This window comes from Streptomyces sp. NPDC002004 (assembly GCF_053593975.1).
The window spans coordinates 97,089-115,058 of the sequence record NZ_JBSFDP010000014.1 but is presented as its reverse complement, the minus strand read 5'-3'; the positions used below and the strand labels follow the sequence as shown (position 1 = coordinate 115,058).

The following is a 17,970-nucleotide window of genomic DNA, read 5'->3' as shown; positions in this document are numbered from 1 at the left end:
CCCCGGCCGCGGGCCGGCCGCCGCTACCGCACGATCGCCATCTCGCGCGCGGTCGTGTTGAGGCGCCGCCCGCCGTCCTCCGTGACGGTCACGATGTCCTCGATCCGCACCCCGAACCGGCCCGGCAGATAGATGCCGGGCTCCACCGAGAAGCACATGCCCGGTACGAGGGTCTGCTCCTCGCCCTCGACCATGTACGGCGGTTCATGGGTCGTGACGCCGATGCCGTGGCCGGTGCGGTGGATGAAGTGGTCGCCGTACCCGGCGTCGGCGATATGGGCCCGCGCCACCCGGTCCACCTCCTGGCAGGCGATTCCCGGCCGCACCGCCCGGCAGGCGGCGTCCTGGGCGGCCCGCACGACGTCGTGGACACGCTGCTCCTCGGCGCTCGGCTCGCCGACGTGGACCGTCCGGGAGGTGTCCGAGCCGTAGCCGTGCATCAGGCCCCCGAAGTCGAGGACGACCATGTCGCCCTGCTGGATGACACGGTCGCCCGCCTCGTGGTGCGGGTTGGCGCCGTTCGGCCCGGACCCGACGATGGTGAAGTCGACCTGGGAGTGTCCGAACTGCCGCAGCAGAGCGGCGAGATCGGCGGCGACCTCGCTCTCCCTGCGACCGCCGAAGGGAACCTTCAGGATCTCCTCGTACGTCGCGTCGGCGGCGGCACCGGCCGCCGCCAGGCGGCCGAGTTCGGCGGCGTCCTTGACGGCGCGCAGCATGGGGAGGGCCGTGGTGAGGGCGACGTAGGACGCGTCCGGCAGTTCCTGCTGGAAGCCCAGCAGGTGCAGGGCCCAGGTGTCGTCGCTGACGCCGAAGCGGCCGGCGCGCTCCAGGTGGGGCACGATGGCCGCATAGGGGTCCTCGCCGTCGGTCCAGTCGCGCAGCGCGAGTGCGGGCGCGCCGACGCACTTCGCGGCGTCGGGGGCCTCCAGAGTGGGCACGACCAGTACCGGGTCCTGTCCCGCGGCCAGGACGAGCACCGTCAGGCGCTCGGTCGTCACGGGCCGGTAGCCGGTGAGCCACGTCAGGTCGGGGCCCGGCGCGACGAGCAGTCCGGCGAGCCCGGCGTCGGCGGCGGCCCGTACGGCGCGGTCCATCCGGGCCTTGTAGTCGTCGGCGGTGAAGGGCGCGGGCGTGCCGGTCATAGGGGCCTCCAGGCCAGCGAGGGCGGACGGGCCCGGCAGGCCTCGTGGGTCCGCCGGGTGTGCGGTCCGCCCGGTGCGGGTGTGCCGGGTGTGCGGTCGGCATCCAGATCTACCAGGTGTACGGGCGGCATCCATGCTCATCCGGCCCACGGGCAGCATCCTGCCCGCCCGTGGGGTTCCCCGCGAGCCGGGCCGGCGGACCGTCCGGACGCCGCCGCGCAGGGGGTCAGCCCTCCAGGGCGAGCCTGGCGCCGAGGATCAGCAGCACTCCCCCGGACACCTGTTCCAGCCTGCGGCGCACTCCGGCCCGCGACAGCACGGCCTTCATCCGGCCGACGAACCACACGTACAGGCTGTAGTAGCCGACCTCGAAGACGGCCCACAGGGCGGCCAGCCCCACCATCGCGGGCAGGTGCGGGGCGCCTTCGGGCACGAACTGCGGGAGGAAGGACATCGCGAAGACGGCGGCCTTCGGGTTGGCGAGGTTCAGCAGCAGCCCGGCCCGGTAGGACGCGCCGTCCGACTTCGGGCGTCCTTCCCAGCCGCCGCTCTCCTCGCCCCTCGTGCGCCGGGCGCGCCACAGCGCCTGGGCGCCGAAGCAGACGAGGACCGCGGCGCCGACGTAGCGGATCACGTCGTACGCCACCTGCGAGGCGGCGAGCAGTGCGGTCAGGCCGAGGGCGGCGACGACGCCCCAGATGAACACGCCCGTCTCGTTGCCGAGCACGGTCAGGAATCCGGAACGCCTGCTCTGCAGGGACTGCTTGATGATCAGCACCGTGCTGGGTCCGGGCGAGGCGGCGATCAGCGTGCAGGCGCCGAGGAAGGCGAGGAGGGTGCTCAGCATGCCGCCCATCGTGGGGCGCGGACCCCGGGGACGGCCAGCGAATTTCACGGGTGGCCGGGCGCTCGACGGAGGCGGGGTACGGCCGGGGATCAGAGCCGTGCGGCACCCGGGTGTCGGTGGCCGGTGGCATGATGGCCGGGCCGGTTCAGGTGACGGGTGGGCAGGGGGAGCGCATGACCGAGCCGTCCGCGGTGGAGCGCCTGTACTTCGGTGCCGACGACGCCGAGAGCGACATGTCGACCGGTCTGCTGCGCCGGGGCTTCGTCTCGACGCCCCAGTACCGCAGCGCGCTGTCCGGGCACAAGATGCTGGTGATCGGCCGCAAGGGGTCCGGCAAGAGCGCCATCTGCATGCACCTGTCCGCGGGAGACGGACACCGGGGCGACACGGTGCTCATCACGCCGGACGGCGCCACGAGCGAGGTGATACGCCACTTCGACCCGGTGGGCCTGACGGGCGACACCGCCAAGTCGCTGATCTGGCGGTACGTCTTCGCGGTGCACGCGGCCCGCCATCTCGTCGACCACGCCAAGGAGGCGCACACCGGCAGGACACCCGGCTCGGTGAAGGCACTGCGGGAGTTCCTGAAGAAGAACGGCGAGCTGTCCAAGGACCTGTCTGGGCCGGGGACGGCGAGTCAGCTCGCGCGGGCGGCACAGGGGCTGCGTACGTCGCTGTCCCTGGAGGCCTTCGGCATCAAGGCCGGGGTGGACCTCGCGAAGCAGCCGGCCGAGGGCGCGCAGGCGACCCAGCAGCTCGGCGTCGTCGAAAGGGGCGTGGCCGCGGCCTTCGAGGAACTCGGCTGTGCCGACCTGCATCCGCTGCTGCTGCTCGTGGACCGGCTGGAGCAGGTGTGGTCGGCGGAGGGCGACAGCAACTCCATGGTGATCGGGCTGCTGCTCGCGGCCAAGCACGCCACCGCGCTCTACGGCGGTGCACTGCGCTGTCTGCTGTTCCTGCGCTCCGACATCTACGACTCGCTCGCCTTCGTGGAGGCCGACAAGTTCCACGGTGACGAGCTGCGCATCGAGTGGTCCGAGACCCAGCTGAAGGAGCTCGCGCTGGCGAGGGCCCGGGCCTCCGCCGGGGCGGAACTCACCGAGGAGCGGCTGTGGCAGGACGTGTTCCCGCCCACCGTGCGAGGCGAGCCCACGCCGCGCTATCTGTTCGAGCGGTCGCTGCCCCGGCCGCGCGACGCCATCCAGTTCCTCAACGAGTGCCGGGACCGGGCCTTCGGGCACGGGCACGAGCGGATCCACGAGAGCGATGTCGTCGAGGCCACCAAGCAGTTCTCGCTGTGGAAGCTCAAGGACCTGGTCAACGAGTACCTGATCGCCCACCCCTTCCTCGAACAGCTCGTTCCGCTGTTCCAGAACTCCGGTTATCTGGTGATACGCAGCTCGCTGGCCCACCGCTTCGAACCGGTCGCCGGGACGCTGCGCGACCAGTTCCCCGCGTATGCGTATGCGCTGCATCTGCCGGGGATCCTCGACACGCTCTTCTCCGTGGGGTTCCTGGGGGTGCGCAGGCACAGCGGGGTCGAGTACGCGGGCGGCAACAGGCTCACGATCCAGCCGCACGAGCTGGAGTTCCACATCCATCCGTGCTTCCGCGAGGCGCTGGGCGCGACCCGGGCCGTGCATCTGCATCCGTACGACCCCACGACCTCGCTGACGCAGATCGCCTCCGGGAACGCGCTCTCCCTGGGCGGGGGGACCCGCCCGAGCCGTGAGTACGTGCTGCTGGAGCGGCTCAGGGGCTCCTGCCGCTCGATCCTCGCCGAGCTGGGCAAGGCCCCCGAACTGCCCCAGGAGCTGCGGGTGCAGATCCAGCGCGACATGACCCTGGTGATGGACACCGCGACCGGTGCCGGGCGCGGGCCGGGCGCCGCGGGGGACGCCCGGCATGTCGTGCTCTCCGCCGCGTCGTACTTCGCCGGCCTGGCCGCCCAGTTGTACGCCAGTGGGGTCGACGCCGTGAGCGGTGCCGGAAGCATGGTGCGGCGCATCGAGGACGAGTCGCAGCGCATGTTCCGCCTGGCGGGCGGCACGACGGGCGGCAGCGGCAGCGGCGGGGGGACCTCCTCGGGGCTCTAGGTAGTGTGCCGGTGCCCATCGCCGGCAGTGGTCATCCGGTCGGTGCGGGCGCTCCCTTCCACGGGAAGGGAAGCCGGGTCGGGTGCGCCGGGATCCGCGTCGGGAACACCGGGGGCGCCGCGGTGGGCGCCCCCGGGACCGGCACGGGGGACATCCGCGCCGTCCCCGGATCACGGGACAGGAACTCCTCGTCGTACCGCCGGCAGCCCTGGTGCCAGGTGAGGATGCCGGACATCCAGTTCTCCAGCTCCTTCACATGGCCCGCCAGCACGTCGCGCGCCTCGTCGTCCAGTTCGAAGTCGTCGTAGAGCACGGGGAGTTCGTGGGTGACGACATGCTGGAACTGGCGCAGGCGGCCGTTCATCAGGTCGTGGACGACGGCCACCGCGGTCGGGTAGTCGCAGGCGAAGAAGTTCTGCACGACCAGGACGCCGTTGTGCAGCTCGCCCTCGAACTCGATCTCCTTCTGGTAGGAGAACAGGTCGTTGCACAGCATGGCGTAGTCGGCGGCGGAGTTCTCCAGCGACCGCATCGGGCCGGTGTCGAAGATCTCCGCCGGCACTCGTCCGCCGTGCGAGATGCGTGCCAGCGCCATCGTCAGTTCTGCGCCGAACGTCGCACGGCGCATCTCGATGTAGTCCACGGGATCGGGGATGCGGTGTGCCAGCTGGTTGTCGAGCTCCCAGTGCCAGCTGTCGAGCATGACGTCGACACCGGCCCGGAACGTCTCACGCTCCCGCGGGGTCATCGGCCGCGCCGTGCGCTCCCACAGATCGGCGAGTCCCCGCTCCAGCCCGTTCGCGGGAACCCCGCCCCCCGCCATGTCGAGCGGCATCAGCGACTTCAGCCGTTCCGTGCACATACGGGCGCCCACCAGGTCACGGGGCCGGCCGAACACCGCCGGGTAGTAGTCGTCGGCGTACGTCCCCCAGGCCAGCCACTGCGAGTCGATGTCGAGTGCGTCCGGGGTGGCGTCCGGGTGGAGTCCCGCGGCGCACAGCGGCAGGTCGTGGCGGAGCAGCGCCGGTTCGTCCCACACTCCCTCACCGAGGATGCCCATGCGTGCGCACCACTCGACCAGGTTCGCCCGGGCGCCGTGCAGATGCGGGCTGAGCGTCGTCTCGTACGGCAGCTCGAAATCGGGCAGCAGCGACGGGCCGACCCGCTGGAACGGCAGGTGGGAGTGACGGCGCAGCCGGTTCGCGCCCAGGGCCGCGAGGAGTGCGGGGACGTCGGCCGACGAGGTGCCGACGCCCGTCGGACCGCCGAGCAGCGGGTTCCCGGTGGCAGCGTTCTCGTTCATGTAGCGGCTGGAACGCAAGTGCCATTCGTGGCCGCCGGACTGCCAGTCCTGGAGGCCCTTCACATAGTCCGCGACCGCCGCGCACTGTGCGGGGGTGAGTCCCTTCTCGGCGCACAGGAGGGGCAGTTCGGTCAGGGCGGTGTTCTCGAACTGCTGCAGGCGCGAGGTGATGAGGTCGTTGACGGCCTCCGCCGCCTCCGGTGTCGTACAGCCGAGGAAGGTCTCCAGGACCAGTACGCCGTTGCTGAGCTCGCCCTCCTCCTCGATCTCGCGCTGGTACGAGAAGAGGTCGTTGCGCAGATGGACGCCGTCCGAGAAGGCGTCGGTGAGCACGCGCAGCGGGCGGGAGCCGGCCACAGTCTCCGGGATCTCCGAGGTGGCGTACTCGATCAGACCCGCCGACCACGGGGCGCCGCCGACCTTGCGGCGCATCTCGATGTACTCGACCGGGTTGGCGATGCGCCCTTCGTTGATGTTGGAGAGCTCCCAGAGGGATTCGTCGAGGAGGTTCCTCGTGGACTCGGCGAAGCGTTCCCGCCAGGCGGGCGACATCGACGGGACGGTGCGCGCCCACAGGTCGGCGAGGCCCGCCTCGACCGGATTCTCCGGGTCGGGGAAGGGGTGGGACGCGTCCTCGAAACCCATCGGCATGAACATACGAAGCCGGTCCAGATGGGCCTTGCCGGCCTCGCGGTCCTGGCTGCGCTTGAACATCTCCAGGAAGTGGTCGTCGAAGAAGAAGACCCAGACGTACCAGTCGGTGACCAGGGACAGGGCGTCGGCGTCGCAGTCGGGGTGCGTGTAGGCGCACAACAGGCCGTAGTCGTGGGCATCGAGGTCCGCCTGCTCCCAGACGCCGGAGCCCTCCAGCATGCCCATGTCGCGGGCCCATTGGACGGAGTGGGCTCGTGCCGCGTCGAGGTGCGGGTTCAGACGGGGCGGGTGCGGCAGGTAGAACCGCGGAAGATCGAACGGCTGGCTCATGGCCCCGGCCCTACCCGCGGGCCCGGGTGCACATCCTCGGCGTCGGCCATGATCGCACCTTCGCGTGAACGGGTGCGTGGGGGTCGGTGGTTGGGGGAAGGGGGGGCACGACCACGGCGGCGCAGGCCTGCACCGCCGTTCACCGTCCCCCGTCCCCTCCCCGGAACCGTGGGGCTCCGCCCCGGACCCGTATCGGCCTGAACGGCCTCGTCCTGCGTACGCCGAGGGGCCGTCCCGCCGAGGAGCGGGACGGCCGTCGCGTACGGCCTATGCCGGGAGTGGCGCCACCTCCCGGTGAATCGGCACCCCGCCACCCGCCAGAGGGACCCCCGACCCCCCGTGCCGGGCCGCGATGATCTCCGCCGCGATGGAGAGCGCCGTCTCCTCGGGCGTCCGTGCCCCGAGGTCGAGACCGATCGGCGAGCGCAGCCGGGCGAGGGCCGCATCGGGCACGCCCTCCTCCCGCAGACGCGCCAGCCGGTCCCTGTGGGTGCGCCGGGACCCCATGGCCCCCACGTAGCCGACCGGAAGCCGCAGCGCCAGTTCGAGCAACGGCACGTCGAACTTCGGGTCGTGGGTGAGCACGCACAGCGCCGTACGCCCGTCGAGACGCCCCTCCCGCGCCTCGCCGTCGAGGTACCGGTGCGGCCAGTCGACCACGACGTCGTGCGCATCGGGGAACCGCGCCGCCGTGGTGAACACGGGGCGGGCGTCGCACACGGTGACGTGGAAGCCCAGGAACCGCCCGGCGTGCACCAGCGCGGCGGCGAAGTCGATGGCACCGAAGACGAGCATCCGCGGCGCCGCGGCCGCCGACTCGACGAACAGCGTCACGGGTTCACCGCACACACCGCCCTCGGTGCCGATCCGCACGGCCGCCGTGCGGCCCTGTACGAGCAACGCCGCGGCCTCGGCCGCCGCGGTCGCGTCGAGTTCCGCGGCGCCGTGCAGCGTGCCCTCGTACGTCCCGTCGGGGCGAACGGCGAGGGCCCCGCGGCCGAGCAGGTCCTCGGGACCGCCGGCGACGCGGGCCAGTGCGACGGTGCGCCCGTGCGCGGCGGCGTCCAACGCGGCCCTCAGGGCAGGTCGCGCAGGATCCGTCCGCCGCATCGGCGTGACGAGGACGTCGAGTACGCCACCGCAGGTGAGCCCCACGGCGAAGGCGTCGTCGTCGCTGTACCCGAAGCGGTGCAGGACCGGGACGCCGGTCTCGATCACTTCCAGGCACAGTTCGTACACGGCACTCTCGACGCATCCGCCCGAGACACTGCCGAGGGCGGTACCCGTCTCGTCCACGGCCAGGGCCGCGCCGGGGGGCCGGGGGGCACTGCCGCTCACCGACACCACGGTGGCGAGCGCGAAGTCCCGCTCCCGCAGGCACCATTCGCGGAGCTCGGACGCTATGTCCAGCATGGCGTTACCTGACCTTCGGAAGACCGTCGAATGACTGTCGAACGACCGTTGGCCGGCCGGTGGACGCGCCGCGAGATCGTCACGGGGCGCCCGGAGGGCCGGAATGGCTCTGCCGGGACGGCTCGGCCGGTGGGCCGGGCCGGTGGATGAACCGGATCGGTGCACGAACCGGATCGGAGGGTGAACCTGATCGGTGGTGAACCGATCAGCGGATGAACTCGCGCTGCAGCGGCCTTCGAGCGTGCTGCGGCGGCAGGGGCAGCGCGTCGGAGCGGCCCACGCGGTCCACGTGCTCCACCCGGCCCACCCGTTCGGCGCCGGGGTTCCGCTCCGCCGGGCCGGCCGGGTCCACCCCGGCGGCCTGCTCGACCCCGGGCAGCCGACGGGTCCCGCCCGCCGCACCGGGGCTGTCGACGCGCGTCGCACGGTCGATGCGTCCGGCCCGGTCGACACGCGTTGACGATTCGGCGAACCGGCGTCCCCGCACGGCAAGAAGCGTGGCCGCATGGGCCACGCTGGCGAGCGTCACGTGATGGTGCCAGCCCCGGAAGGACCGGCCCTCGAAGTCCCGGATGCCCACGGCCTCACAGACGTCGACGAAGTCCAGGGCCACCCGGTCGGTCAGCTTGGCCAGCAGGAACAGCTGGGCCAGCGGCATGTCCTGGATGTTGGTGATCCAGAACTCGGAGGGCAGCGGGTTGGCCGCCTCCGCCCAGGCTCCCAGCAGCACCAGCGGCTGCGGTGCGACGGTGACCCGGTCGTCCCCGGGCGCCGCGTGCACGGCCGCCGCGGCCAGCGGCGTGACGACACCGTCGGCCCTGCCGTGGCGGGGCCATTCGACGAGCCGCCGCTGGGAGCGGAGCGAGTCGATCAGCTCGCGGGCCGATGCGGTGTACAGAGTGGGCCTCTGACGTCCCGTCGCGGCAAGGGCCACGGGAAGCGAGCCGTCGACCTTCAGGACGAACGGGATGTCGTACAGCGCGAACGTCTCCATCGTCTGCGGCAGATCGGCGTTGGACACCTCCATGACGACCGGGCGTCGCTGGAGCTGCCAGGTCTCCGACATGTGCAGGACCGCATGGATGGCGTCCTGGGCCGGGGTGCGCGAGCGTGCGGTGTCCGGGATTCCGGCCCTGCGGCGGCGCAGCAGCTCCGTCGTCCAGGGGCGCGGCAGGGTCAGGCTCCACTCGACGGGGAAGCTGGCCTCGCTGGATGCGAGCCAGACCCCGGCGGCCTGCTGACAGTTGGCCATGCGGCCGAGCTGGGGGACGAACTGCCGGCCCACGCCGACCGACCGGTCCCCCGCCTTCTCGATGATCATGGGTTGCACGACCCAGGCCAGCGGCCGCTGCACGGTGCGCTCGAGGTGCTGGGCCAGTGAACGGCGCACCGGCGTCCAGTCCCAGGGTGACTTGCTGATGAACTGCTGCAGGCTCTGCTCCACCGAACCCGCATCCGCCCCCGCGATGTTACGGATTGTTTTCTTGCCCGTGGTTGACACGAGGCCGTGCAGATAGACTCGAGCCCAATTCCGCTGATCCCGCCTGGGTAATGATTCGAAGAAGAGGGAAATCATCGCCTCGATGAGCGCGGAGATTTCCCTCGTCGAGTCTATCGGGAGTGTGTCGCTCGCCATCTCGCCTCCCCCGCTAGTGGCTTGATCCAATACCCTACTTGACCAATTGCCACGGCCGTAGGGCGCCGCATCTACTTCATGAGGTCACTGGCTTTGTCCGGTTTCACCCCCTGCCGAGGGGGTCGTTCGGGGTCGAGCAGCCTCAACATCAGTACAGAATTGAACTGAAGGCAGTACGTCGTGCGGCGCGCCAACTGGCGGAATTCACCGAGATCCGTCACCGGTCGCGATCGCAGGTCCCATCGCACACCGGAAGGAGGGTTGTGTGAAGGTCCTGTGACGGGATGGCGGGAAATCGTCGCCCTGTCCGAAGACGTTCGGCGCGATGACCTGAAACATGCGGTTGACAGCGTTCAGGGAATCGTTGTTGCCGCGGGCAACTGTTCTCCTGCGTCACTCTCGTCACTTCGGTCACCGTCGTCGACGATCAGCGGGATGGGGATCTGGTTGGCCGCGTAGTAGACGGCGATGAGGCCGTGGGCCACCAGGGTGAGGGGGGCCGAGAAGAAGGCCAGGAGGAGGGCGAGCGGGTAGGCGATGCAGCCGAGCCCGAAGCGCATCCGGGTGGCGCGGGCGCCGTCCTTGTCGACGTGGTCGTGGAACAGGTGGCCGAACCTGGTGACGTACCACCAGAAACCCAGGAACGCCACCGCGTACAGCACGGTGAGTGCGCTGTAGAGGATCGCCGCGATCTTTGCCGCCCCGGAATCGTGCAGATGGTCCGCCAGCACGGCGGTGGTCCAGGGAATGACCGAAACCACCATCAGCACCATGAGGTTGAGGAAAAGCAGCGGCCGGTCGACCTTCTTCAGATGACTGAAAATGGTGTGGTGATTGACCCACATGACGCCGATGACCAGAAAGCTCACGACATACGCGGCGTAATGCGGCCACTGTTCGGCGAGGCCGTGCCAGAGTTCCGTCCCGTGGTTCTCCGGAACCTTGATCTCCAGGACGAGAATCGTGATGACGATCGCGAAAACACCGTCGCTGAACGCCTCTACCCGCCCCGTCTCCCTTTCCATGTCTCCCCCCTCGGTCGCACGGAGAGGCCCCCGGGGCCTCTCCGCACACGTTACCGAAGATTTCCTCCTCAGCTACCGAAACCCGCCGTCTGACGCCAGATGAGACCGTCCTTCACGACGAGCGTCCCGAATGCGTGCTCGGGTTCTCCGTTCAAATTCATGATCGCGCGGTAGAAGATGGTGTCGTCCGTCTCGACGTACTCCTGGAGTTCCACCAGGGTCGGCTTGAGCGTGAGGTATCCGGTGAACGTCTCACGGACGGCGTCGATGCCCTCCGAGACACCCTCGAAGCGGAGCAGCACCGCGTCGTCGGTGTAGTTCTTCATGACCGCGTCGATGTCGAGAGCGGCCAGGGCCTCCATCTGGCGCTGGAAGACCGGGTGCAGCGTGGAGATGTCGTAGGTGGGCATGTGCAACTCCTCTTCTTTGGTGGGCGGATGACTCAACTCGGTGTGGCGCAGGCCGCGCCCTGTGCACTGCCCCCCAGCGGGAGCCGGACGACCATGCGGGTGTCGCCGGGCACGGAGCGGGTGGTGATCGAGCCGTGGTGGCGCTGGGTCACGATCCGGTAGCTGAGGTGCAGGCCGAGACCGGTGCCCTTGCCCACGTCCTTGGTCGTGTAGAACGGCTCGAAGATTCGGGGGAGTATGTCCTCGGGGATGCCGTTGCCGGTGTCGGCGACCTCGACGACCAGGCAGGTGCCCTCCACATGGGCGCGCAGCGTGAGGGTGCCCTTGCCGTCCATGGCGTCGACGGCGTTGTCGATGAGGTTCGTCCACACCTGGTTCAGCTCGCTGGGGTACCCCATCAGCCGTGGCAGTCCGTCGGCGTACTCACGGACGATCTGCACGGCGTCGAGCTTGGAGCGCAGCATCGTGACGGTGTTGTCGATGCCTTCGGTGACGGAGAACTGCTGCTCGGGCGCCCGGTCGAGGTTGGCGTAGTCGCGGGTGGCGGCCACCAGCTGGGAGATACGGGGGCCGGCGGCCCGGAGCTCCGCGGTGAGCGACCGGGTCTCCAGGACCGCCCCGAGGTGGTCCAGGGCGGCCGGCAGCGCGCCGTCGCCCACCGGGTCCAGGCGTTCGCGCAGCCAGTCCAGGTCGAGGCCCAGGTCGGCGATGCCCGCGGCCAGCAGGTCGGGCCGGTCCGCGCCCATCTCGTCCGCCCAGTCGGTGAGTTCGTCCTCCGCGTCGGCCTGGGCGACCGGGTCGGTGTCCGCGGGCGGCGGCACGGCGTCCAGGTCGGCGCTGAGCCGGTCGAACGCGGCGCGCTCGCCGGGGTCCGCCGCCGCGCCCCAGGCGTGCGCCGACATGGTGAGCCGGTCGACTGCGGTTCCGAGCTCCTGGGCGGCGCGGGCGACGGCGGCCGCGGGGTTGTTGAGTTCGTGCGCGAGTCCGGCGGCGAGGGTGCCGAGCGCCTCCACGGTGGCCCGGTTGCGCGCCTGGACCTCGGAGGACTTGATGCGCCAGGCGAGCACGGGCAGCAGCACGGCCGCCACACCCTGGCAGCGGGCCAGCATCTCGAAGAAGACGTCCTTGGGGTAGGCGAGCACGGTCGTCGGGCCGCTCACGGCGACCGTCGCGACATAGCCGCCCTCGGTGAGCAGCGGCAGTTCACCGGTGAAGCGGTGTGCGGCGGAGGGCTTGTTGTCGTGCTGCTCGGCGGGGTCGTCGTGGGTGGAGTGCCGGGTCAGCACCTCCTCGCGGCCGTCGACGACCTTCGTGACGACCAGGCCGCCGTCCAGCAGGACGTAGAAGTGGGTCGCCTCCTCGCCGTCGTGGAAGAGGATTTCGCCGTCCTGGTACACGGCGGGGTGCGAGACCGAGGTGAGCCAGTCCAGCTGGTCCTCGGTGAGCCCCGCGAAGATCTCCAGGGAGCGCAGGGTGTCCCGCAGCTCTCCGGTCGGCCCGGAATCCGTCACTGTGTCTTCCTTTCGGTACCCGTTCGAGGAGCCGGCCCCGCGTCGGCGTCCGGAGCGGCCCCCGTACCGGGGCCGGAGGCCGCGTCCGCCGCGGTGTCCGCCGCGGTCCCCGCGGCCGCAGCCGGCGCCGGGCCCGTCCCCGGGCCGGAAGCGGCGCCCTGTGCCGGGCGCCGGGCCAACGCCGCCGTCGCCGCCAGCGCGATCGCGCACATCGCGGCCACCGCGGCCATGAAGCCGACGGAGGCGTTCCGCAGCCCGTAGCCGTTGCTCAGCATCCCGGCCGTCACGGCGGGGACACTCATGGCCAGGTAGCCGAACACATAGACGGCGGCGGTGAGTTCACCGCGCCGGCCCGGGTCGGCGAGACCCATGAGGGCACGGAAGGCGCCCAGGAAGGCCGCGCCCCAGCCGCTGCCGAGGACGGCGGTGGCGATGAGGAAGACGGCCGCCGACTCGGTGCCGAGGGCGAGCAGCACCAGACCGAGCCCGGTGATGAGCAGGCCGAGCCCGACCATCGCTGTGCGCAGCGGACGGACCGAGCCGAGCAGCAGCTGGGTGACGGTGGCGGCGCCGGCGAGCAGGCCGACCGTGGCCCCGCCGATCAGGTAGTTGCTGCTGTTCAGCAGGGACAGCACGAGCTTGGGGCCGAGCGAGAGGTAGAAGCCGCCGACGGACCAGACGGCGACGATGGTGAGCGCCAGCACCAGGAACCGCCGCCGCACGGCGGCCGGGACCCGAACCCGGTGCGGGGTGATCCGCATGGGGCCGCCCGCTCCCGGAGCGGTCTCCGGCAGCCGGAGCAGGCCGACCAGGGTGACCGCGAAGGCGCCGCAGAGCACGAGGTAGGTGAGTGCGGTCGGCGCGGGTGCGTACTGCACCAGGAGCCCGGCGCCGAGACCGCCGAGGCCGATCCCGACGGTCGGGCCCGCGCTGTTCACCTGGGCGCCGAGCGCGGGCCGCGCGGCCGGGGCGAGTTCCAGGAGCGCCGCACCCATCGCACCCGTGGCGAGGCCCACGGCGAGGCCCTGCACGACCCGGGCGAGGAGCAGCCAGGCGATTCCCTGGGCGCCCGCGAACAGCAGCATGGACACGATGGCGAGGACCAGCGACGCCATGAGGACGGGCCGGCGTCCGAGGGTGTCCGAGAGCGATCCGAAGACCAGCAGCGCGGCGAGCACGGAGACGGCGTAGACGCCGAAGACCACCGTGATCATGCCGGAGGAGAGGTGCCATTTCTCCTGGTAGAGGACGTAGAGCGCGGAGGGCGCGGAGGACGAGAGCATCAGCAGCACGAGCACGGCGCCGACCAGCCAGAAGGCGGCGAGCCCGGGCGGGCGTGCGGTGCGGGGGCCGGGTAAGGATCCCCGGCCGGATGCATGGGGGGTGGTTCGGGACGGCGAGGTCACCGTGTGAACTCCTCGGTACGCGGGGCCAGCCAGAGTCCCGCCAGCGGCGGCACGACCAGTCGGGCGTGCGCGGGCAGGCCCTGGCCGGGGATGGGTACGGCACGTACGGTGCCCAGGTTGCCGACGCCGCTGCCGCCGTAACAGTGGGCGTCGGTGTTGAGCACTTCGGTCCATGCGCCCGCGTGGGGCAGAGCGAGACGGAAGTCCTCGTGCACGACCGGGCTGAAGTTGAACACTCCCACGAAGGGGGTGCCTTCGTGGTCGTAGCGGATGCAGGACAGGACGTTGCGGGTGTTGTCGTCCGGGTCGATCCAGCGGAATCCGCCCGGGTCGCTGTCACGCTGCCACAGCGCCGGGGTGGCCCGGTAGGTCGCGTTCAGGTCGCGCACCAGGCTCCGCACACCGCGGTGGAAAGCACCCTGGGGGTGTTCGCCGGAGAGAACGTCCCAGTCCAGGCCCGCGTCGTGCCACCACTCCCCCGGCTGGGCGAATTCCTGTCCCATGAAAAGGAGTTGCTTGCCCGGATGGGTCCACATGAAGGCGTAATAGGCGCGCAGTCCCGCGAACTTGCGCCAGCGGTCCGTGCCGTGCATCTTGGTGAGCAGACTGCCCTTGAGGTGCACCACCTCGTCATGGCTGAGCGCGAGCACGTAATGCTCCGCGTAGGCGTACATCATGGCGAACGTCATGCGGTGGTGGTGGTACTGGCGGTCGATCGGGTCCTCGGCCAGATAGGCGAGGGTGTCGTGCATCCACCCCATGTTCCATTTCAGGTCGAAGCCGAGTCCGCCGTGTGCCGTGGGCCGGGTGACACCGTCCCACGCGGTGGATTCCTCGGCGACCGTGACGGAGCCGGGGACGTACTCGTGCACGGTGTCGTTGAGTTCCCGCAGAAACGCGACCGCTTCGAGGTTCTCCCGGCCGCCGTGCACATTGGGTGTCCAGCCGCCGGGGCCGCGTGAGTAGTCGAGGTAGAGCATCGAGGCGACGGCATCCACGCGGAGCCCGTCGACGTGGAATTCCTCCAGCCAGTAAAGGGCGTTGGCGACGAGGAAATTGCGCACCTCCGGCCGCCCGTAGTCGAATTCGAGGGTGCCCCAGTCGGGGTGCTCGGCGCGTCGCGGGTCGGGGTGCTCGTAGAGCGGGGCGCCGTCGAAGCGGGCCAGCGCCCAGTCGTCCTTCGGGAAGTGCGCGGGCACCCAGTCGAGGATGACGCCGATGCCGGCCCGGTGCAGCGCGTCGATCAGGTGCTTGAAGTCGTCGGGAGTGCCGAGCCGTGCGGTGGGCGCGTAGTACGAGGTGATCTGGTAGCCCCAGGAGCCCCCGAAGGGATGCTCCGCAACGGGCAGCAGCTCGACGTGCGTGAACCCCATCTCCTTCACGTACGCCGGGAGTTCATCCGCGAGTTGCCGGTAGCCGAGGCCGTGGTGCCAGGATCCGGCGTGCACTTCGTATACGGCCATGGGCCGTTCGTGGGCGGCGCCACCGCGCTGTTCCAGCCACTCCGCGTCACCCCATGCGTACGCGGAGGTGTGGACGAGTGAGGCGGTGCCGGGCGGCGCCTGTGCGGCGCGGGCGTACGGGTCGGCCTTGCGCCGGGTGTGCCCGTCGGCGCCGTCGACCTCGTACTGGTAGGGGCAGCCGTCGGGCACCCCGGGGACGAAGAGCTCCCACACGCCGCTTCCGCCGACCCGGCGCATCGCATGGGCAGCGCCGTGCCACTGGTTGAACGCGCCGACCACCCGCACTCCGCGTGCGTTCGGCGCCCACACGGCGAAGCCGACGCCGTCGCCCCTGCGGTGTGCGCCGAGCACCTGCCACAGCCGGCGGTGCCGCCCCTCGGCGAGCAGGTGCAGATCCAGCTCGCCGAGGAGCGGAGCCGGGGGCGGGACCGCGGGGCGACCGGGCGCGGACCCGGGCTGCGGCGGGGGCGACGATGCCGGGCGGTCCGGCACGGTCATCGTCATCGGGCCGCCCCCTTGCCGGCCGTCCGCACCAGCAGGATCCGGGCGACGCTGCCGCGCGGGTCGAGCAGCACGTCATTGGTGCGGCCCCAGCGGTACCGGCCGCCGCCCAGCGCGTCGTGCACCATGAACGTGTCGGCGGGCCGCAGCCCCAGCGCCTCGGTGTCGAGGGTGATCCGGGCCCGCTGTGCCCGGTGCGGGTCGAGGGTGAGGACGACCAGTACGAGGTCCTCGCCGCCGTCCTCGGTGGCGGCCCGCTTCGAGAAGCAGATCACCCGGTCGTTGTCGGTGGTGTGGAAACGCAGATTGCGCAGCCGTTTGAGGGCCGGGTGGCGACGGCGCAGCCGGTTCAGCCGGGTGATCAGCGGCGCGAGACTGCGCCCGGTCGCCTCGGCCGCCGCGTGGTCGCGGGGCCGGTACTGGTACTTCTCCGAGTCCTTGTACTCCTCGCTGCCGGGCGCCGCGGGCTCCGCCTCGCAGAGTTCGAAGCCGGAGTAGACGCCCCAGGTGGGCCCGGCCGTCGCGGCGAGCACCGCGCGGATCTCGAAGGCGGCACGGCCGCCGGTCACGAGGTGGGCGGGGAGGATGTCGGGGGTGTTGACGAAGAAGTTCGGCCGCAGGTAGTCGGCGGCGGGATTGCCGTCCAGGCCGGCCAGTTCGCCCAGGTACTCCTCCACCTCGGTCTTGTCGGTGCGCCAGGTGAAGTAGGTGTACGACTGGTGGAAGCCGATCCGTGCGAGGCTCTGCAGCATGGGCGGCCGGGTGAAGGCCTCGGACAGGAAGATCACATCGGGGTCGGTGGCCCGGATGTCGGCGAGCAGCCGGTCCCAGAAGAACAGCGGCTTGGTGTGCGGGTTGTCGACGCGGAAGATGCGCACGCCCTGCGCCATCCAGTGCCTGAGCACCCGGGAGCACTCCTGGAGGATGCCCTCGGGGTCGGTCTCGAAGCTCACCGGATAGATGTCCTGGTACTGCTTGGGCGGGTTCTCGGCGAAGGCGATGCTGCCGTCCGGCCGGTGCGCGAACCACTCGGGGTGCTGGGTCACCCAGGGGTGGTCGGGCGAGCACTGGAGCGCGAAGTCCAGGGCGACCTCGAGGCCGAGGTCCCGGGCCCTGGCGACGAAGGCACGGAAGTCGTCCAGGGTGCCGAGGTCGGGGTGCACGGCGTCGTGCCCGCCGTCGGGCGAGCCGATGGCCCAGGGCGAGCCGGGGTCGTGGGGGCCGGCGGTCAGGGTGTTCCCGGGGCCCTTGCGGTGGGTGGTGCCGATGGGGTGGACGGGCGGCAGGTACACCACGTCGAAGCCCATGGCGGCGATGGCGTCGAGCCGCTCGGCCGCCGTGCGGAAGGTGCCCGAGCGCATCCGTCCGCCGACGACGCGGGCGCCCTCGGAGCGCGGGAAGAACTCGTACCAGGAGCCGAACAGGGCGCGCTCGCGGTCGACCTGGAGCGGCAGTCCCGGGCTGCGCGTGAGGTGCTCGCGCAGCGGGTGCGCGGCGAGCGCCTCGGCGGCCCAGGGACTCGTCGCCTGGGCCAGCCGCTCGGCGGGCGGGCGGGCCGGGTCGCGGAGGATGTCGGCGAGCTTGACGTAGACGTCGCAGGGGTCGTCGGCGGCCTCGAAGTCGTGGGAGTGTCCGCGCCCCGTGGTCCGCCGCTCGGCGGTGAGCCGTCCCGCCGCGCGTTCCAGCAGCAGGGCGCCTTCCAGCAGGGTGAGTTCGGGCTCGACGCCCGCCGCGACCTTCGCGCGGGCGGCGCGCAGCCAGGTGGCCAGGGGGTCGGTCCAGGCCTCGACGTGGTACGTCCACGTGCCTTCCGTGTCGGGGGTGATGACCGCCGTCCAGCGGTCCGTGCCGCGCACCGCCTCGGTCATGGGGACGCGCCGGACGCGGCGGCCCTTGCGGCGGGGGCCCGGGCCCCAGAGCACGACCTCGGCCCCGAGGACGTCGTGGCCCTCCTTGAACACGGTGGCCGCGACGTCGACGGCCTCCCCCGCCACCGCTCTGGCGGCCCGCGCTCCGCCGTCCACCTGAGGACGGATGTCGGTGACCACGATCCGGCCGATACCGGACCCTGCGGACGACTTCCGGGACTTGCTGGACGCGTGGCTCACCACTGTTGTGCTCCCCGTGTGTGTCGCTGGCGGTGTGCGGTGGTCACCCGGCGGGCCGGCCCCGTGCCGGTCCGCCGGGCGGGCCGCCGCCGGGCCAGGTCCGGTCGTTCGGTGTGCCGCCT

Annotated in this window: 12 protein-coding genes; 1 reads left to right on the top strand and 11 read right to left on the bottom strand. The window is 71.2% G+C overall.

Annotated features, from left to right (window positions below; translation table 11 throughout):
• Window positions 1-23: 23 nt before the first annotated feature.
• Window positions 24-1,145, bottom strand: coding sequence for an aminopeptidase P family protein (locus ACWCP6_RS21985; protein WP_450934178.1), 1,122 nt, complete (start codon window positions 1,143-1,145; stop codon window positions 24-26).
• 226 nt (window positions 1,146-1,371) lie between these two features.
• Window positions 1,372-1,992 (bottom strand): LysE family translocator, encoded by a 621-nt coding sequence (locus ACWCP6_RS21980; RefSeq protein ID WP_450934177.1) that lies wholly within the window; start codon window positions 1,990-1,992, stop codon window positions 1,372-1,374.
• Window positions 1,993-2,165: 173 nt separating this feature from the next.
• Between ACWCP6_RS21980 and ACWCP6_RS21975 the strand changes: the two genes are divergently transcribed.
• Complete coding sequence (locus ACWCP6_RS21975; RefSeq protein WP_450934176.1) at window positions 2,166-4,088, top strand: P-loop ATPase, Sll1717 family; 1,923 nt, start codon at window positions 2,166-2,168, stop codon at window positions 4,086-4,088.
• A gap of 31 nt (window positions 4,089-4,119) precedes the next feature.
• Here the strand turns inward: ACWCP6_RS21975 and ACWCP6_RS21970 are convergent, their stop codons facing one another.
• The 9 genes from ACWCP6_RS21970 to ACWCP6_RS21930 all read right to left on the bottom strand — a co-directional run bounded on the left by ACWCP6_RS21970 (window position 4,120) and on the right by ACWCP6_RS21930 (window position 17,848).
• Window positions 4,120-6,375 (bottom strand): terpene synthase family protein, encoded by a 2,256-nt coding sequence (locus tag ACWCP6_RS21970; protein WP_450934175.1) that lies wholly within the window; start codon window positions 6,373-6,375, stop codon window positions 4,120-4,122.
• 267 nt (window positions 6,376-6,642) lie between these two features.
• Window positions 6,643-7,788 (bottom strand): XdhC family protein, encoded by a 1,146-nt coding sequence (locus tag ACWCP6_RS21965; protein WP_450934174.1) that lies wholly within the window; start codon window positions 7,786-7,788, stop codon window positions 6,643-6,645.
• A 205-nt stretch (window positions 7,789-7,993) separates the two neighbouring features.
• The gene (locus ACWCP6_RS21960) at window positions 7,994-9,364 is read right to left on the bottom strand and encodes an IS701 family transposase (protein WP_450934230.1); all 1,371 of its coding nucleotides are present in this window, start codon (window positions 9,362-9,364) and stop codon (window positions 7,994-7,996) included.
• 413 nt (window positions 9,365-9,777) lie between these two features.
• The gene (locus ACWCP6_RS21955; RefSeq protein WP_450934173.1) at window positions 9,778-10,449 is read right to left on the bottom strand and encodes a TMEM175 family protein; all 672 of its coding nucleotides are present in this window, start codon (window positions 10,447-10,449) and stop codon (window positions 9,778-9,780) included.
• A 68-nt stretch (window positions 10,450-10,517) separates the two neighbouring features.
• A complete protein-coding gene (locus ACWCP6_RS21950) occupies window positions 10,518-10,859 on the bottom strand; it encodes a nuclear transport factor 2 family protein (RefSeq protein WP_450934172.1) in 342 nt (113 codons plus the stop codon).
• Window positions 10,860-10,891: 32 nt separating this feature from the next.
• Entirely contained in the window at window positions 10,892-12,370 is a 1,479-nt protein-coding gene (locus tag ACWCP6_RS21945) for an ATP-binding protein (protein ID WP_450934171.1), read from the bottom strand.
• Window positions 12,367-13,776 carry an MFS transporter gene (locus tag ACWCP6_RS21940; RefSeq protein ID WP_450934170.1) on the bottom strand — a complete coding sequence of 470 codons (1,410 nt, stop codon included), beginning with the start codon at window positions 13,774-13,776 and terminating at the stop codon, window positions 12,367-12,369. The genes ACWCP6_RS21945 and ACWCP6_RS21940 overlap by 4 nt, the downstream gene beginning before the upstream one ends.
• Window positions 13,773-15,743 carry a 1,4-alpha-glucan branching protein GlgB gene (gene glgB / locus ACWCP6_RS21935; RefSeq protein WP_450934169.1) on the bottom strand — a complete coding sequence of 657 codons (1,971 nt, stop codon included), beginning with the start codon at window positions 15,741-15,743 and terminating at the stop codon, window positions 13,773-13,775. The genes ACWCP6_RS21940 and glgB overlap by 4 nt, the downstream gene beginning before the upstream one ends.
• Window positions 15,740-17,848: a maltotransferase domain-containing protein gene (locus ACWCP6_RS21930; RefSeq protein ID WP_450934168.1), complete on the bottom strand. Its 2,109-nt coding sequence runs from the start codon at window positions 17,846-17,848 to the stop codon at window positions 15,740-15,742. Before ACWCP6_RS21930 ends, glgB begins: the two co-directional genes overlap by 4 nt.
• Between the last annotated feature and the right edge of the window lie 122 nt (window positions 17,849-17,970).

Bases quoted from the DNA above. Each gene is read 5' to 3' on its own strand.
- ACWCP6_RS21960 (WP_450934230.1), bottom strand. From the start codon at position 9,364: ATGATTTCCCTCTTCTTCGAATCATTACCCAGGCGGGATCAGCGGAAT.
- ACWCP6_RS21965 (WP_450934174.1), bottom strand. From the start codon at position 7,788: ATGCTGGACATAGCGTCCGAGCTCCGCGAATGGTGCCTGCGGGAGCGG.
- ACWCP6_RS21950 (WP_450934172.1), bottom strand. From the start codon at position 10,859: ATGCCCACCTACGACATCTCCACGCTGCACCCGGTCTTCCAGCGCCAG.
- ACWCP6_RS21955 (WP_450934173.1), bottom strand. From the start codon at position 10,449: ATGGAAAGGGAGACGGGGCGGGTAGAGGCGTTCAGCGACGGTGTTTTC.
- ACWCP6_RS21980 (WP_450934177.1), bottom strand. From the start codon at position 1,992: ATGCTGAGCACCCTCCTCGCCTTCCTCGGCGCCTGCACGCTGATCGCC.
- glgB (WP_450934169.1), bottom strand. From the start codon at position 15,743: ATGACGATGACCGTGCCGGACCGCCCGGCATCGTCGCCCCCGCCGCAG.
- ACWCP6_RS21975 (WP_450934176.1), top strand. From the start codon at position 2,166: ATGACCGAGCCGTCCGCGGTGGAGCGCCTGTACTTCGGTGCCGACGAC.
- ACWCP6_RS21985 (WP_450934178.1), bottom strand. From the start codon at position 1,145: ATGACCGGCACGCCCGCGCCCTTCACCGCCGACGACTACAAGGCCCGG.
- ACWCP6_RS21970 (WP_450934175.1), bottom strand. From the start codon at position 6,375: ATGAGCCAGCCGTTCGATCTTCCGCGGTTCTACCTGCCGCACCCGCCC.